General features: G+C 50.9%; 16 protein-coding genes. 11 read left to right on the forward strand and 5 right to left on the reverse strand.

Translation table 11 applies throughout. The features are described from left to right. Positions 1-59: 59 nt before the first annotated feature. On the reverse strand, positions 60-323 hold the full coding sequence (rpsT, locus tag O3681_RS07775; RefSeq protein ID WP_107723701.1) for a 30S ribosomal protein S20: 264 nt from the start codon (positions 321-323) through the stop codon (positions 60-62). Positions 324-631: 308 nt separating this feature from the next. Between rpsT and O3681_RS07780 the strand changes: the two genes are divergently transcribed. Further along, positions 632-1,774, forward strand: coding sequence for an extracellular solute-binding protein (locus O3681_RS07780; protein WP_107868106.1), 1,143 nt, complete (start codon positions 632-634; stop codon positions 1,772-1,774). Positions 1,775-1,850: 76 nt separating this feature from the next. Here the strand turns inward: O3681_RS07780 and O3681_RS07785 are convergent, their stop codons facing one another. Continuing rightward, on the reverse strand, positions 1,851-2,282 hold the full coding sequence (locus O3681_RS07785; protein ID WP_003680126.1) for an EamA family transporter: 432 nt from the start codon (positions 2,280-2,282) through the stop codon (positions 1,851-1,853). A gap of 178 nt (positions 2,283-2,460) precedes the next feature. Between O3681_RS07785 and O3681_RS07790 the strand changes: the two genes are divergently transcribed. Beyond that, the gene (locus tag O3681_RS07790) at positions 2,461-4,137 is read left to right on the forward strand and encodes a formate--tetrahydrofolate ligase (RefSeq protein ID WP_107723699.1); all 1,677 of its coding nucleotides are present in this window, start codon (positions 2,461-2,463) and stop codon (positions 4,135-4,137) included. Between the two features lie 65 nt (positions 4,138-4,202). Here the strand turns inward: O3681_RS07790 and O3681_RS07795 are convergent, their stop codons facing one another. Then, positions 4,203-5,132, reverse strand: coding sequence for a glycosyltransferase (locus O3681_RS07795; RefSeq protein WP_107723698.1), 930 nt, complete (start codon positions 5,130-5,132; stop codon positions 4,203-4,205). Positions 5,133-5,260: 128 nt separating this feature from the next. Further along, a complete protein-coding gene (fba, locus tag O3681_RS07800; protein ID WP_070608533.1) occupies positions 5,261-6,325 on the reverse strand; it encodes a class II fructose-bisphosphate aldolase in 1,065 nt (354 codons plus the stop codon). Between the two features lie 150 nt (positions 6,326-6,475). Between fba and O3681_RS07805 the strand changes: the two genes are divergently transcribed. The 5 genes from O3681_RS07805 (at position 6,476) to O3681_RS07825 (ending at position 10,289) form a co-directional block, all read left to right on the forward strand. Further along, on the forward strand, positions 6,476-6,904 hold the full coding sequence (locus O3681_RS07805; protein WP_063069340.1) for a thioesterase family protein: 429 nt from the start codon (positions 6,476-6,478) through the stop codon (positions 6,902-6,904). Between the two features lies 1 nt (position 6,905). Further along, positions 6,906-7,802: a tyrosine recombinase XerC gene (gene xerC, locus O3681_RS07810; RefSeq protein ID WP_063069341.1), complete on the forward strand. Its 897-nt coding sequence runs from the start codon at positions 6,906-6,908 to the stop codon at positions 7,800-7,802. A 351-nt stretch (positions 7,803-8,153) separates the two neighbouring features. Beyond that, positions 8,154-9,086 (forward strand): energy transducer TonB, encoded by a 933-nt coding sequence (locus tag O3681_RS07815; protein ID WP_114926063.1) that lies wholly within the window; start codon positions 8,154-8,156, stop codon positions 9,084-9,086. Between the two features lie 102 nt (positions 9,087-9,188). Continuing rightward, positions 9,189-9,848, forward strand: a complete 660-nt coding sequence (locus O3681_RS07820) for a MotA/TolQ/ExbB proton channel family protein (protein ID WP_049332314.1) — start codon at positions 9,189-9,191, stop codon at positions 9,846-9,848. Positions 9,849-9,851: 3 nt separating this feature from the next. Then, positions 9,852-10,289: a biopolymer transporter ExbD gene (locus tag O3681_RS07825; protein WP_101755979.1), complete on the forward strand. Its 438-nt coding sequence runs from the start codon at positions 9,852-9,854 to the stop codon at positions 10,287-10,289. Positions 10,290-10,390: 101 nt separating this feature from the next. Here O3681_RS07825 and cadR read toward each other — a convergent pair whose 3' ends face one another. Next, entirely contained in the window at positions 10,391-10,798 is a 408-nt protein-coding gene (cadR, locus tag O3681_RS07830; RefSeq protein ID WP_004364961.1) for a Cd(II)/Pb(II)-responsive transcriptional regulator, read from the reverse strand. A 95-nt stretch (positions 10,799-10,893) separates the two neighbouring features. Here cadR and O3681_RS07835 point away from each other — a divergent pair, with 95 nt between their 5' ends. The 4 genes from O3681_RS07835 (at position 10,894) to O3681_RS07850 (ending at position 15,463) form a co-directional block, all read left to right on the forward strand. Then, positions 10,894-11,790, forward strand: coding sequence for a cation transporter (locus O3681_RS07835; RefSeq protein WP_070588402.1), 897 nt, complete (start codon positions 10,894-10,896; stop codon positions 11,788-11,790). Between the two features lie 3 nt (positions 11,791-11,793). Further along, entirely contained in the window at positions 11,794-12,306 is a 513-nt protein-coding gene (gene lspA, locus O3681_RS07840; RefSeq protein WP_003821921.1) for a signal peptidase II, read from the forward strand. Positions 12,307-12,327: 21 nt separating this feature from the next. Beyond that, entirely contained in the window at positions 12,328-13,617 is a 1,290-nt protein-coding gene (locus O3681_RS07845; RefSeq protein WP_049331821.1) for an ISL3-like element ISPpu12 family transposase, read from the forward strand. A 184-nt stretch (positions 13,618-13,801) separates the two neighbouring features. Next, complete coding sequence (locus O3681_RS07850) at positions 13,802-15,463, forward strand: electron transfer flavoprotein-ubiquinone oxidoreductase (RefSeq protein WP_371459673.1); 1,662 nt, start codon at positions 13,802-13,804, stop codon at positions 15,461-15,463. The last annotated feature ends 80 nt before the right edge of the window (positions 15,464-15,543 follow it).

The raw sequence follows: 15,543 nt of genomic DNA on the forward strand, positions 1-15,543 counted from the left end.
TCGTATCAGCTCGATTCATCCTGTTTTGATTGTCAGGATTTCCGGCATCTGCGTCAGTATTAAGCCAAAGCTTTTACTTTAGCAGACAGACGGCTTTTATGACGGGCTGCTTTGTTTTTGTGGAATACGCCTTTGTCAGCGATACGGTCGATGACTTTAACGGATTCTTGGTAAACTGCTTGAGCAGCAGCTTTGTCGCCGGTTTCAACTGCTTTCAACACTTTTTTCACAGCGGTACGGAATGCAGTACGCAGGCTGGCGTTGTGGGCGCGTTGTTTAACCGACTGGCGGGCACGTTTGCGGGCTTGTGCGCTGTTTGCCATATTGAATATCTCCTGAAAAATAAATTCTGTAAACGCGCAATTTTAAAGACAGATTTCCTTGTATGCAAGCTTTTTCTCTATAAACGCGCGCAAATCAGCCGTATTTTGCCCAAAAACGACAGCCGGTGCAACGCTTTTGGTAAAAAGATGGTGTTGCTTTGCCTTATTTCAATAAAAATCAGATGGATATTGCTTTGCGTTTGCTTACGTTTCCATTACAATAGCCTAACTCTGCGCCGGGGTGTTTATGGGGTGCAGGGTTTCTTATTTATTGACATTAACCACTCTTTCATCAGGAATCTGCCCGTATGAAAAAATCTGTATTAGCCGTATTGGCCGCATTGTCTTTGGCCGCGTGCGGCGGTGGCGAGAAAAAAGCCGAGCAACCTCAAGCAGGCAGCGCGCCTGCTGCCAATGCCGAAGCAGCCGCCACCGATACTTTGAATATCTACAACTGGTCAAACTACGTTGACGAAAGTACAGTCGAAGACTTCAAAAAAGCCAACAATTTGAAGCTGACTTACGATTTGTATGAAAACAATGAAACGCTGGAAGCCAAAATGCTGACCGGTAAATCCGGCTATGACTTGGTTGTGCCCGGTATTGCCTTCCTGCCGCGTCAAATTGAGGCGGGTGCATACCAAAAAATCAATAAGGACTTGATTCCGAACTACAAAAACATCGATCCTGAATTGCTGAAGATGTTGGAAACCGCCGATCCGGGCAATCAATACGCCGTTCCATACTTCTCAGGTGTGAATACGATTGCGATTACGGCGAAGGGCAAGGAGCTTTTGGGCGGAAAATTGCCTGAAAACGGCTGGGATTTGCTGTTCAAACCTGAATACACCAACAAGCTGAAATCTTGCGGCATCGCTTTGTGGGATACCCCGAGCGAAATGTTCCCAATCTTGTTGAATTACTTGGGTAAAGATCCTAAAGGCTCGAATCCTGAAGATTTGAAAGCGGCTGCAGAAGTTTTGAAAACCATCCGTCCTGACGTGAAACGTTTCAGCCCCTCCATCATTGACGAATTGGCGCGCGGCGACATCTGCTTGGCGGCAGGTAACGGCGGCGACTTGAACTTGGCCAAAGCGCGTTCCGAAGAAGTGAAGAACAATGTCGGCGTCGAAGTATTGACTCCGAAAGGCATGGGCTTCTGGATTGAATCTTGGTTGATTCCGGCCGATGCGAAAAACATCGTCAATGCCCACAAATACATCAACTACACGCTTGATCCAGAAGTGGCTGCGAAAAACGGTATTGCCGTAACCTTCGCCCCAGCCAGCAAACCTGCACGCGAAAAAATGCCTGCCGAGCTGGTGAACACACGTTCTATTTTCCCGAACGAGCAAGATATGAAAGACGGTTTCGTCATGCCTCAAATGAGCGCAGATGCGAAAAAACTGTCTGTCAACTTGTGGCAAAAAATCAAAGTCGGTTCAAATTAATTGTGAGCTGATTGTTTGAAGCAAAGCAAAGGCCGTCTGAAATTTTTCAGACGGCCTTTTTTTGATATCCCAATCTTTATCGTTTCAAAGCCAAAGTCAATACGCCTGCGGTTACCAAGCCTAAGCCTATCCATTCCTGCGTGCTTGGGCGTTCGTCTAAGAAAACGACGGCCATCAGGGCGACCAAGACCAGGCTAAATTTGTCGACGGGTGCGACTTGCGAGGCGTTGCCCAGTTGCAAGGCTTTGAAGTAGGCGAGCCAAGATGCGCCGGTAGCGAGGCCGGATAGGATGAGGAATGTCCAGTTGCGGCCGGTAAAGCCGTTCACGCCCTGCCATTTGCCGGTGTAGGTTAAAAACAGTACCAAAGCGGCGAGGATGACCAAGGTACGGATAAAGGTGGCGAAATCTGAATCTATACCCTGTAAACCCATTTTGGCGAAAATGGCGGTCAATGAGGCGAAGCCTGCCGATGCCAATGCCCAAAACAGCCATGCGTTGCTGCTCATGTTTTATTCCTTTGTTTTAAATTGTTGACAATATGAATCCGCTTGTTGATGAAATATCGAAATTTTCACTGCGGTTTGTCTTTGGAAAACGCTATAATAGAACGAATATTCTTTTTCTTCCAGCCGTCTTTATTATATTGTTTCAGACGGCCTTTCCCTCTCTCAATAAAGGAAAATCATGAGCTTCAAAACCGATGCTGAAATTGCCCAGTCTTCCACCATGCGCCCGATTGGTGAAATTGCCGCCAAGCTGGGTTTGAACGTTGACAACATCGAGCCCTATGGTCATTACAAAGCCAAAATCAATCCCGCCGAGGCATTCAAGCTGCCGCAAAAACAAGGCCGTCTGATTTTGGTGACCGCCATTAATCCGACTCCTGCGGGTGAGGGTAAAACCACTGTAACCATTGGTTTGGCGGACGCATTACGCCACATCGGCAAAGACTCGGTTATCGCCCTGCGCGAGCCTTCTTTGGGACCGGTGTTCGGTGTTAAAGGCGGCGCGGCAGGCGGCGGCTATGCCCAAGTGTTGCCGATGGAAGACATCAACCTGCACTTCACCGGCGACTTTCACGCCATCGGCGCGGCGAATAACTTGCTCGCTGCCATGCTTGATAACCATATCTACCAAGGCAACGAGTTGAACATCGATCCGAAACGCGTCCTGTGGCGTCGCGTGGTCGATATGAACGACCGTCAGTTGCGCAACATCATCGACGGCATGGGCAAACCTGTTGACGGCGTGATGCGTCCTGACGGTTTCGACATTACCGTTGCTTCCGAAGTGATGGCGGTATTCTGTCTTGCCAAAGACATCAGCGATTTGAAAGAGCGTTTGGGTAACATCCTTGTCGCTTACGCTAAAGACGGCAGCCCTGTTTACGCCAAAGATTTGAAAGCAAATGGCGCGATGGCGGCATTGCTCAAAGATGCGATTAAGCCTAACTTGGTACAAACCATCGAAGGCACGCCGGCCTTTGTACACGGCGGCCCATTCGCCAACATCGCCCACGGCTGTAACTCCGTTACCGCCACCCGACTGGCGAAACACCTTGCCGATTACGCAGTAACCGAAGCAGGCTTCGGTGCGGATTTGGGCGCGGAAAAATTCTGCGACATCAAATGCCGTCTAGCTGATTTGAGACCTGATGCGGCTGTTGTCGTCGCCACCGTCCGTGCTTTGAAATACAACGGCGGCGTAGAACGTGCCAACCTCGGCGAAGAAAACCTCGACGCTTTGGCAAAAGGTCTGCCTAATCTCTTGAAACATATTTCCAACCTGAAAAACGTATTCGGCCTGCCCGTCGTCGTCGCCATCAACCGCTTCGTGTCCGACTCCGATGCCGAGTTGGCCATGATTGAAAAAGCCTGCGCGGAACACGGCGTTGAAGTTTCCCTGACCGAAGTATGGGGCAAAGGCGGCGCGGGTGGTGCAGACTTGGCGCACAAAGTCGTCAACGCCATCGAAAACCAACCGAATAACTTCAAGTTTGCCTACGATGTTGAGTTGAGCATTAAAGACAAAATCCGTGCGATTGCCCAAAAAGTGTACGGCGCGGAAGATGTTGATTTCAGCGCGGAAGCGTCTGCCGAAATCGCTTCACTGGAAAAACTGGGTTTGGACAAAATGCCGATCTGCATGGCGAAAACCCAATATTCTTTGAGCGACAACGCCAAACTTTTGGGCTGCCCCGAAGGCTTCCGCATTACCGTGCGCGGTATCACTGTTTCCGCAGGCGCAGGTTTCATCGTTGCGTTGTGCGGCAATATGATGAAGATGCCGGGCCTGCCGAAAGTTCCGGCTGCCGAGAAAATTGATGTGGACGCAGAAGGCGTGATTCATGGCTTGTTCTGATTTAGATTGCTCTTGAAATAGACAAAGGCCGTCTGAAACTTAGGTTTCAGACGGCCTTTTATGATTTAAGTGAATTTCAACTGGCTTTTTAAGAAATTGAAGAACTTGTCTATCATGTCGAACATGGTATTGCGGTCTTCGCCAAACAATGAAATGCTGCGGTCTTTGCTGATTCTGTCATAGGCGGCAAAAATGGTTTTCAGCTCTTCAGTGGTCAAGCGCAGTTGCTTTTCGTACAAGATGCGGCTTAAGAGCGTTACTTCCGTCGCATTCAAATCAGGGAAGAGATGACTGATCCACAACTCCATGGTGTATTGGACGGATCTGTTGATTTTGTCTCTTTTTTTGCTTTCTTGAGTTGTGTGTATCCTGTATGACAACAAAGGCTCGGGCAGGTTGGCAAAGGTTTTGCCATGTAGGGCGCATTGCACCCACATATGGAAATCGGGTGCGGTTTCCGTCGCGGTGTAGTTTATTCCGAGGTTTTTAATGCTGTCGTGCCGCCACATGGTGGTGGGGTTGAACATGTTTTGGGCGGCAAAGGAGAGAAAGGCTTTAATGTCTTTGTCGAGCAGGGGGAGGTCGCTTAAAACGGGTTCTCTTCCGGTTTGGTCATCAAAAAAGATGGTGGCTTGGCTGCCGACAATATCGATTTCGGGATGGCTGTCTAAGAATTGAATCTGTTTTTCAAAACGATCCAAGGCGCAAATATCGTCCGCGTCCATTCGTGCCACATATTCGACTTCTACGTCTTTGAGCATATCCATGGCAAATTGGCAGGCAAACGGCTCGCCCCTGTTTTCCGGAAGGTGGAAAACCTGCAAACGTGAATCTTTGGCTGCGTAAGCCTCGAGGATTTCGCCGGTTTTGTCTGTTGAAGCATCGTTGATGGCGATGACGAAAAAGTCGCGGAATGTTTGATTCAATACCGAGTCCAAGCATTCGGGCAAATAAGCTTCGGCGCAATAGGCCGGCAAAATAACGGCGAGTTTCATGTTTGCTTTCGATGTGTTTTGATGTGTAGTCGGTGGAAGATTTTACTATAAATTTCCCAAAAGCTAAGGCCGTCTGAAACCTTATTGCCAAGTTTTCAGACGGCCTTAGTGTTAATCCGATCTACGGATTATTTAACGATTTGGTTCAATTCGCCTTTGGCGTATTTGGTTGCCATTTTTTCCAAAGAAATCGGTTTGATTTTGTCGGCTTGGCCTTCGCAACCGAATGCGAGGTAGCGGTCAAGACAGATTTGTTTCATGGCTTCGACGGTTTTGCTCAAGTATTTGCGCGGGTCGAATTCGGCTGGGTTTTCTGCCATGAAGCGGCGGATGGCGCCGGTAGAGGCGAGGCGCAAGTCGGTGTCGATGTTGACTTTGCGCACGCCGTGTTTGATGCCTTCGACGATTTCTTCAACCGGTACGCCGTAGGTTTCACCGATTTTGCCGCCGTGTTCGTTGATGACTTTCAGCCATTCTTGCGGAACGGAGCTGGAGCCGTGCATTACGATGTGGGTGTTGGGCAGGGCTTGGTGGATTTCTTTGATGCGGTCGATACGCAATACGTCGCCTGTGGGCGGACGGGTGAATTTGTATGCGCCGTGGCTGGTACCAACGGCAATAGCCAATGCGTCAACGCCGGTATCTTTAACGAAACGTACGGCATCTTCAACGCTGGTCAGCATTTGGTCGTGGGAAAGTTTGCCCACTGCGCCGACGCCGTCTTCTTCGCCGGCTTCGCCAGTTTCGAGGTTGCCCAATACGCCGATTTCGCCTTCAACGGACACGCCGCAAGCGTGGGAGAAGTTGACCACGGTACGGGTGGCGTTGACGTTGTATTCGTAAGAAGAAGGGGTTTTGCCATCTTCCATCAGCGAGCCGTCCATCATCACGGAGGAGAAGCCCAGTTGAATGGAGCGTTGGCATACATCAGGAGATGCGCCGTGGTCTTGGTGCATCACGACAGGGATATGCGGGAATTCTTCGACTGCGGCCAAAATCAGATGGCGCAGGAATGGGGCACCTGCGTATTTGCGTGCGCCTGCGGATGCTTGAACGATAACGGGGGCGTTGACTTGGTCGGCCGCCTCCATGATGGCGCGCATCTGTTCGAGGTTGTTAACGTTGAATGCGGGCAGACCGTAGCTGTTTTCGGCAGCATGGTCCAACAGTTGGCGCATGGATACGAGTGCCATGAGAAGCTCCTGAAGTAGTGAAGGGTAAATTTATCCGATAAATTATAATGTTTTTTGCTATGAAAAACTACAAGCTGCTACATTGTTTTTATATATTAACGAACAGGGTCTCGGTTTATAATGGCAGAGTATTGAAAACGGGTGTGTAAAATGGATAGGATTTCGGTGGCCGAGTGTGATAAGCCTTTGTTTCAGACGGACTTGATGGTGCAGGTGGGCGATGTGAACTATGGCGGCCATCTGGCGAACGATGCGGTGTTGCGTTTGTGCCATGAAGTGAGGATGCGTTGGCTGGCGAAGCTGGGTTGGAGTGAAATGGATGCCGGAGGGGCTGGCCTGATTATGGCGGATGCGGCGGTGCAGTATTTGGCGCAAGGTCATCATGGCGATGAGCTGTCGGTGGAAATGGGGGCGGCGGGTGTGGCCGGAGTGGGCTTTTCTTTGTTGTACCGTATCCGCAGGATTTCAGATGGCCTTGTGCTGGCGAAAGTGCAGACAGGTATGGTGTGTTTCGATTATGGCAAGCAGCGTGTCTGCCGTTTGCCTTCGGCATTGAAAACAGCATTGGAGGCCGTCTGAAATGGCGGAATCAAACAATTTTGCGCCCCATTTTGAACGCTATCTGAAAACCTTGCTGCAACAAGGCAAGTCGGAGCATACCGTTTCCGCTTATCGGCGCGATTTGAGTGAGTTGATGCGCCTGTTGCCCGATAATCTGGAAAACGGCCTGCCAACGCGCCGTGATTTTGTGGCGGTATTGAAAAAGCTGTCGCAAAAGGGCTTGAGCGAAAGTAGCTTGGCGCGGAAATTGTCGGTGTGGCGGCAGTATTGCAGTTGGCTGGTGCAGATAGAAGTCATGGAAAGCGACCCGACATTTAATATGAAAGCGCCGCACCTGCCCGAACGCCTGCCCAAAGCGCTGCCGCAAGAGCCTTTAAACCATATCCTTGACCATGCGCCGGTTGATGATGAGTTGGATGTACGCGATAAGGCCATGTTTGAATTGATGTATGGTAGCGGCTTGCGCCTGAGCGAGATACAAGGTTTGAATCTGGACGGTATCGTTTTGGACGAAGGTTGGGTCAGTGTGAATGGTAAAGGCGGCAAGCAACGGCAAGTGCCGTTGGTAGCTAAAAGCATTGCAGCATTGCATGATTATTTGGCAGTGCGTATTGCCAAAGAGGGCGAGCAGGCCTTGTTCACCAATAAGAACGGCGGCAGGCTGGGGCAACGTCAAATCCAAAAACGCCTGCAGGCGTGGGCAGTGCGCGTGGGCAGTGCCAGCCATATCTCACCGCACATGATGCGCCACAGCTATGCAACCCATCTTTTGCAGGCATCGGGCGATATCCGTGCTGTGCAGGAATTGTTGGGACACAGCAACCTTTCCGCTACGCAAGTTTATACAAAGCTGGATTTTGATCACTTAGCGCGCGTTTATGATGAGGCGCACCCAAGGGCGAAACGGAAAAAATGATTTTGTTTGAATCAGGCCGTCTGAAAGAATGTTTTCAGACGGCCTGATGTTTTATGGATAAAAAATACAGATTATTTGAAACCATTTGAATTTTTATCGGTCTGATGAGGTTTCGATATTGATTTAATGTGCGGATAGCATAAACGCCGGAAGAATAGGCTGTTTTGTCTTACCGCTTATCTTTTAAAACGACCTTTTGTTTGATAATATTAGTAATGAGAGCTAATATCATATTATGATATGCAGCCTTTAAAACAGCAGGTCTATAAACTTTCTCTATAAGCATTAATGCTTATTTTGACTGTAAAACGACTTGCAAACGGGAATTGTTGCTATTAACATAACGGAATTATGGATAAAAAACGAATTTTAACTCCAGCCGTCGTGACTTCCGTTGCGTTGATTCACGTCGGCTTGGTTGCACTTTTATGGCACGCGCACAAACCGCCTCCTGTCGAAATGGCGAATATTGAATTTGTCGATTTGGGCGATTTCGGCGGAGGCGACGGCAGCCCTGAGGGCGAAGGCGCACCTGCCGCACCCGAGCCAACCCCCGAACAACCGAAACCCAAGCCGAAACCCAAACCTAAGCCTGTCGAGCCGCCCAAACCTGTTATCAAACCTGTGGTAACGAAAAAAGAAAAAGCGGATATCGTACAGCAAAAGGAAAAACCGAAACCTATCGAGAAACCTAAGCCCGAGCCTAAGCCGGAACCTAAACCTGAGCCGAAGCCCGAGCCAAAACCTGAACCAAAACCAGAGCCGAAGGCAGAACCTAAACCGTCTCCAAAAGCATCGGAATACTCAGGCAGCAAAACCGGGCCGAACACTGCTGAAAACGGTAAAGGCAACGGCGAAGGCAAAGCCTTGGGCGGAGAAGGAAAAGGCAACGGCGGCGGTACGAAAGGTACAGGCAGCGGCCGTGGCGAAGGCAGCGGATCCGGCAGCGGCGGTGCGAAAGGCGAACATGGCTCCGGTACCGGCGGTGGCGGAGGTGGTGGCAGCGGTACAGGTGCCGGCAGCAGTAAAGGCAATCCGGCAAAAGGAACCTGCCATATTCCGAGACCTCCGTATCCTTCACTGTCCACTGAAAATGGCGAAGAGGGCTTGGTTGTTTTGAAAGTCTTGGTTGGTCCCGGCGGTAAAGTGGATTCAATTAGTGTGAATAAATCAAGTGGTTATAGCCGTCTGGATAATGCAGCGCGTAAAGCCGTTAAAGATGGTAGCTGTCATGCAAGCGTTTGGACTGAATTTAAAGTACCTGTCAAATTCACGCTTGAATAAGTATCTAGGACTAAGCTGATTGATTGGAAAATATATGCTGTTGGGAAATATTTTTAAATGACCCGATAGAAATTTTAATTTTATTTTTAACTTGGAAAAATTATGGATTTAAGTTTAGTTTTCAAATCAGGTGATGTGGTACTGATTGGTGTATTTGTCCTGATGTTGTTGATGAGTGTGGTGACTTGGAGTGTCATTGTGATTCGCTGCATCAAATACCGCAAAGCGAAAAAAGGCAATGCTCAGGTAAAAGAGTTGATGTTGAATGCGTTTACGCTGGCCGATGCTGTACAGAAAGCCAAAGCGGTAGAAGCACCAATGAGCAATGTTGCCGATGAGTCTCTGCGCGCATACCAAAACTACCGTCAAACGACAAGCAAATCGCTGATTGACGAATTGCCTTTGAACGAATACTTGGTTGTTCACATCCGCAACAGCATGTCCCAAACCATGCGTCAGTTTGACTACGGCATGACCGCGTTGGCCTCCATCGGCGCAACCGCTCCGTTTATCGGCCTGTTGGGTACTGTTTGGGGTATTTACCATGCCCTGATCGGCATCAGCGAAAGCGGTCAAATGAGCATTGCTGCGGTAGCCGGTCCGATTGGTGAGGCTTTGGTATCGACTGCTGTCGGCCTGTTTGTGGCGATTCCGGCCGTATTGGCGTACAACTTCCTCAATCGCGGTACAAAAACCATCGCGCAAGATATGGACGCATTTGCACATGACCTGCATGTCCGCCTGCTGAACCAAAAGGATTAAACCATGGCTTTCGGATCAATGAATTCCGGCGATGATGCGCCGATGTCGGATATCAACGTTACGCCTTTGGTGGACGTGATGCTGGTGTTGCTGATTGTATTTATGATTACCATGCCGGTGCTGACCCACTCAATTCCTTTGGAGTTGCCGACTGCTTCGGAAAAAGCGGCGAAAGAGGATAAGCAGCAGCCTAAAGATCCTTTGCGTTTGAATATTGATGCCAACGGTGCTTATGTCGTTGGCGGCGATTCCGATACCAAAGTGGATTTGGCAACGGTAACTGCCAAGCTGAAAGAAGCCAAAGCGAAAAACGAAGATGTGATTGTGGCGATTGCGGCGGATAAAGCGGTTGAATACGATTACGTCAACCAAGCCCTGCAAGCGGCGCGCGAAGCCGGTATCAGCAAAATCGGTTTTGTAACGGAAACTAAAGCGCAATAATCTCTTTGAATAAGGGGTAAGCGGATTAAATGGTTGATCTTACCTTTGCATGAGAGTGAGACAGACTAGCATCTCATCGGATTATCTGGTTGATGCTTCACCTACTGCTGGTGCATGTTTCCTTCGCTAATTCCAGCAAGAACCCCACACGCCTCAACTTCCCGGTCATCGTTGCAACTCGCTCTCAGTGAAACGAGTTGTTTCTCAAGCGCTTGCAGAGCGGTTATCTGCGACCGCACATGAGAGATGTGATCATCGAGCAAGGCGTTGACGGCGGTACAAGGCTGATGAGGGTCGTCCTGATAGCTCTGTAGTTCGTGAATCTCAGCCAGTGACAGGCCCAGGATTCTGCAGCGACGGATGAAGGCCAGCCCCTCACCATGCTTCTCGGTATAGACACGGTAACCGTTGTCCTGCCGATCAGGCGGCGGCAATAAGCCCTGCTGTTCATAGAAGCGGATCGTCTGTGTTTCGACCCCTACCAACTGCGCCAACTGACCAATGCGCATCAGCCTCCTCCCCAACGGATTCTTTACTCTATTGACCTTATAGTAGCTTTATAGTTTAAAATGGTACCACAACATTGTTCAAGTGGAGTCATATTATGAGCAAATCCTGTGGTGGCGCCTGTGGCGGTGATGCAACGTCCGCAGCGGATACCGATATACAGGCCTCCTCCGAGGCGACAGGGAGATGGGTCAGTGTTTATGCAGTGCCGAAGATGGACTGTCCATCAGAAGAACGAATGATTCGCCTAGCCCTGAACGGCTTTGAGGAGATTCGGGCGCTGTCCTTCGACTTGTCGAACCGCCGGCTGAAGGTCGTGCATGACGGCGAGATCGAGCCCGTCACCTCGAAACTGAAGACCTTGGGGCTAGGCGCCTCGCTTCAGGAAACCGTCGCTGCAAATCCAGAGACCATCAAGGCCGCCGAGTTTTCGGCAGCTTCTGCTAAGCAAGAATCCTGGACCCTGCGCTGGTTGCTCGGCATCAATGCACTTCTGTTCGTAGTGGAAATGACTGCCGGTCTGATCGCCCAGTCCACCGGCCTGATTGGAGAATCCCTGGACAATTTTTCCGATGCGGCGGTGTACGGGCTTGCCCTTTATGCGGTTGGACATAGCGTGAAAATGCAGGTACGTGCCGCGCATCTTGCTGGTGTACTGCAACTGATCTTGGCTGTGGGCGTGCTCGTAGAGGTGGTGAGACGCTTTGTATTCGGTAGTGAGCCTGAATCTCTGGTGATGATGGCTATCGCATTCGTCGCATTGATTGCCAATACCAGTTGTCTGCTGCTCATATCCAAACATCGGGAAGGCGGGGCGCACATGAAGGCAAGCTTGATATTCTCGGCCAACGACGTGGTGATCAACCTGGGGGGCATCACCGCCGGCGCCCTGGTCGCGTGGACCGGTTCCAATTATCCAGATCTGATTATCGGCACCATCACGGGGGTGATTGTACTTAACGGTGCCAGACGCATTTTGGCGTTGAAGGGTTAAATAATGCTCATTATTGGCAAAAAGCTCTCGCCGTATGCCCTATTGTCCATATCGGGCCTGCTGGCAGCGTCTGATCAGGCTGTAAAGTGGCTGGTGCAGCAATCAATGGCCTATGGCGAGTATGTTTCGGTGACCCCGTTCTTTAACTGGGTGCACCTATGGAACACCGGTGCCGCATTCAGTCTTTTTGCGAATGGTGGAGGCTGGCAGCGCTACTTTTTTATCGGAATCGCGGTAGTGGTCTCGATTTTTCTGATCAAGCTGATCCTTGAAAATCGTCATAAAGGAGAAGCCATCGCTTACAGTCTTATCCTCGGTGGCGCCATGGGCAACCTGATTGACCGGGTCTTTCGCGGCTATGTTGTGGATTCCTTTGATTTCTATTGGCGAGACTGGCATTGGCCGGCCTTCAACCTGGCTGATATTGCAATTGTCCTCGGTGCCTTACTTTTCGTTTCCAGCAGCTTGTTGGGTAAAAAAGCAAACACCAATGCCGAGTCGGATGGATCTGACTGACACCTACGCCTATACAACACCATGACCGAACTTCCCGACAACATCCTTCACCTGCCGCAATACCAAGTACTGGGCTGCAAATCAACCGACGACGAAATGCACTTCCAGGTGGACGTGCCCGATCCCATCGCCTGCGAGGAATGCGGCGTGCAGGGTGAGTTCGTACGGTTCGGCAAGCGTGACGTTCCCTATCGTGATCTGCCCATCCACGGCAAGCGGGTCACTCTCTGGGTGGTCCGCCGCCGATACACCTGCCGGGCCTGCAAGACAACATTCAGGCCCCAGCTACCGGAGATGGTGGACGGATTCCGTATGACACTGCGGCTGCATGAGTACGTGGAGAAGGAATCCTTCAACCACCCCTACACCTTTGTGGCGGCACAGACCGGCCTGGACGAGAAGACGGTGCGCGACATCTTCAACGCCCGCGCCGAGTTCCTGGGGCGCTGGCACCGCTTCGAGACGCCCCGCATCCTGGGCATTGACGAGCTATACCTGAACAAGCGCTACCGCTGCATTCTGACCAACATTGAGGAGCGAACCCTGCTCGACCTGCTGGCCACCCGCCGCCAGGACGTGGTGACCAACTACCTGATGAAGCTGAAAGACCGGCAGAAGGTCGAGATCGTCAGCATGGACATGTGGAACCCCTACCGGGCAGCGGTCAAGGCTGTACTGCCCCAGGCCCGTATCGTGGTCGATAAGTTCCATGTGGTGCGCATGGCCAACGATGCCCTAGAGAGAGTGCGCAAGGGCCTCAGAAAGGAGCTGAAACCGTCCCAGAGCCGGACTCTCAAGGGAGACCGGAAAATCCTGCTGAAACGCGCTCACGAAGTCTCAGACCGGGAGCGCCTCATCATGGAGACCTGGACAGGCGCGTTCCCGCAACTGCTGGCCGCCTACGAGCACAAGGAGCGCTTCTACGGCATCTGGGACGCCACCACACGGCTCCAGGCAGAAGCCGCCCTGGACGAGTGGATAGCCACCATCCCGAAGGGCCAAAAGGAAGTCTGGAGCGATCTGGTCAGGGCAGTGGGAAACTGGCGTGAAGAGACCATGACCTACTTCGAGATGGACATGCCCGTCACCAACGCTTACACGGAGTCCATCAACCGACTGGCCAAGGACAAGAACCGTGAAGGGCGCGGTTACTCCTTCGAGGTGATGCGGGCACGAATGCTCTACACCACGAAGCACAAGAAGAAGGCACCGACTGCGAAGGTCTCTCCTTTCTACAAGAAAACCATCGGTTACGGACTGCCGGACTTCGCAGAGGAACTCAACTACGGAGTCGATCTATCAACCATCTGAGGGTGGTATCAGATTGATGGGGTGAAGGTGCCCCATCAACCATTAAATCCGTATACCCTGAATAAGTAAAGGCCGTCTGAAATTTGAGTAAAGTTTCAGACGGCCTTTTGTTGTATTTGGTAACTATATGTCCAAGCTGTATAATTAGCGGATTAAATTGAATAATGACAATACAGGAACCACTATGACAGAAACCATCGAGCGCGACAGTATGCAATACGATGTCGTGATTGTCGGCGCAGGCCCGTCGGGTTTGTCTGCCGCCATCAAACTCAAGCAGCTTGCCGAAAAGAATGGACGTGAAATCAGCGTTTGCGTGGTGGAGAAGGGTTCGGAGGCCGGTGCGCACTCGCTTGCCGGTGCCATCATCGATCCGATTTCTTTGAATGAGCTGATTCCTGATTGGAAAGAAAAAGGCGCGCCGCTGACGCGTACAGTGAAGAAGGACAGGGTTTTGTTCCTGACCGAGAAAAAAGCCTTCAACTTGCCGGTTACCCCGAATTTCGACAACCATGCGAACTATATTGCCAGCTTGGGCGAAGTCGTGCGCTGGCTGGCGGAGCAGGCGGAAAATTTGGGCGTGGAAATCTATCCGGGCTTTGCCGCCGCCGAAGTGCTGTATCACGAAGACGGTTCGGTCAAAGGCATTGCGACCGGCAATATGGGCATCGGCAAAGACGGCGAGCCAACCGACAGTTTCCAACCCGGCATGGAGCTTTGGGCGCAGCAAACCATATTTGCCGAAGGCTGCCGCGGTTCGCTTTCCAAACAAGTCATAGAACGCTTCAAACTCGACCAAAACAGTCAGCCGCAAACTTACGGCTTGGGCATCAAAGAGATTTGGGAAGTGCCGTCTGAAAAACATCAGCCAGGTTTGGTGATGCACAGCGCAGGCTGGCCGCTCGACAGCAAAACCTACGGCGGCTCGTTTATTTATCATTTTGACGACAACAAAGTCGCTGTCGGCTTTGTGGTCGGTTTGGATTATCAAAACCCGTATCTGTCGCCGTTTGAAGAGTTCCAACGTTTCAAAACCCATCCTGAAATCCGCAAAACCTTTGAAGGTGGCCGCCGTATCGCGTATGGCGCGCGTTCGCTGATTGAAGGCGGTTTGCAAAGCCTGCCGAAACTCTCGTTTAAAGGCGGCGTTTTGGTCGGCGATGCCGCAGGTTTCCTGAATATGCCACGCATCAAAGGCATCCATACGGCCATGAAATCCGCCATGCTTGCCGCAGAAGCAGTGTTCCCTATGTTGGAAAACCTCGAAGAAGTGGAAAGCTTCGACAGCGGCAAAGAGGCCACCGATTATCAGCAACGTTTTGAACAAAGCTGGCTGTATCAAGAGCTTTACGCCGCGCGCAATGTCCGTCCGTCATTCAAATGGGGCGTTTACCTCGGATCAATCTATACCGGTATCGACCAAATGATTTTCAGAGGCAAAGCCCCTTGGACTTTGAAACATCACGGCAAAGACAACGAGCAGCTCAAAAAAGCCTCCGAATGCAAGCCGATTGATTATCCGAAGCCCGACGGTGTTTTGACCTTTGACCGTTTGAGTAGTGTTTTCCTTGCCAACCTTGCGCACGAAGAAAACCAGCCCGACCATTTGGTGCTGAAAAATCCGCAGGTCATGATAGACGTAAACTACAAAGAATACGCCTCGCCCGAAACGCGCTATTGTCCGGCCGGCGTATATGAGATCGTCGAAGAAAACGGCAGCCCGCGCCTGCAAATCAACGCCGCCAACTGCGTTCATTGCAAAACGTGCGACATCAAAGACCCGACGCAAAACATCACTTGGATTTGTCCTGAGGGTGCGAGCGGACCGAATTACGGCGGAATGTAATTTACTGTTTTGAAGTCAAAACCTAAAGGCCGTCTGAAAAGTTTCAGACGGCCTCTATCCTATTATTTCATCAATGGAAG

Origin of the sequence: Neisseria sp. 27098_8_158 (assembly GCF_041433145.1) — a bacterium.
Classification (GTDB): Bacteria; Pseudomonadota; Gammaproteobacteria; order Burkholderiales; family Neisseriaceae; genus Neisseria; species Neisseria subflava_E.

Excerpts from the sequence above, each read along its gene's own strand:
- O3681_RS07820 (WP_049332314.1), top strand. The coding sequence starts at position 9,189 with ATGGATTTAAGTTTAGTTTTCAAATCAGGTGATGTGGTACTGATTGGT.
- fba (WP_070608533.1), bottom strand. The coding sequence starts at position 6,325 with ATGGCACTCGTATCCATGCGCCAACTGTTGGACCATGCTGCCGAAAAC.
- cadR (WP_004364961.1), bottom strand. The coding sequence starts at position 10,798 with ATGCGCATTGGTCAGTTGGCGCAGTTGGTAGGGGTCGAAACACAGACG.
- O3681_RS07795 (WP_107723698.1), bottom strand. The coding sequence starts at position 5,132 with ATGAAACTCGCCGTTATTTTGCCGGCCTATTGCGCCGAAGCTTATTTG.
- O3681_RS07835 (WP_070588402.1), top strand. The coding sequence starts at position 10,894 with ATGAGCAAATCCTGTGGTGGCGCCTGTGGCGGTGATGCAACGTCCGCA.
- O3681_RS07805 (WP_063069340.1), top strand. The coding sequence starts at position 6,476 with ATGGATAGGATTTCGGTGGCCGAGTGTGATAAGCCTTTGTTTCAGACG.
- O3681_RS07815 (WP_114926063.1), top strand. The coding sequence starts at position 8,154 with ATGGATAAAAAACGAATTTTAACTCCAGCCGTCGTGACTTCCGTTGCG.
- O3681_RS07845 (WP_049331821.1), top strand. The coding sequence starts at position 12,328 with ATGACCGAACTTCCCGACAACATCCTTCACCTGCCGCAATACCAAGTA.
- rpsT (WP_107723701.1), bottom strand. The coding sequence starts at position 323 with ATGGCAAACAGCGCACAAGCCCGCAAACGTGCCCGCCAGTCGGTTAAA.
- O3681_RS07780 (WP_107868106.1), top strand. The coding sequence starts at position 632 with ATGAAAAAATCTGTATTAGCCGTATTGGCCGCATTGTCTTTGGCCGCG.
- O3681_RS07850 (WP_371459673.1), top strand. The coding sequence starts at position 13,802 with ATGACAGAAACCATCGAGCGCGACAGTATGCAATACGATGTCGTGATT.
- O3681_RS07790 (WP_107723699.1), top strand. The coding sequence starts at position 2,461 with ATGAGCTTCAAAACCGATGCTGAAATTGCCCAGTCTTCCACCATGCGC.
- lspA (WP_003821921.1), top strand. The coding sequence starts at position 11,794 with ATGCTCATTATTGGCAAAAAGCTCTCGCCGTATGCCCTATTGTCCATA.
- O3681_RS07785 (WP_003680126.1), bottom strand. The coding sequence starts at position 2,282 with ATGAGCAGCAACGCATGGCTGTTTTGGGCATTGGCATCGGCAGGCTTC.
- O3681_RS07825 (WP_101755979.1), top strand. The coding sequence starts at position 9,852 with ATGGCTTTCGGATCAATGAATTCCGGCGATGATGCGCCGATGTCGGAT.
- xerC (WP_063069341.1), top strand. The coding sequence starts at position 6,906 with ATGGCGGAATCAAACAATTTTGCGCCCCATTTTGAACGCTATCTGAAA.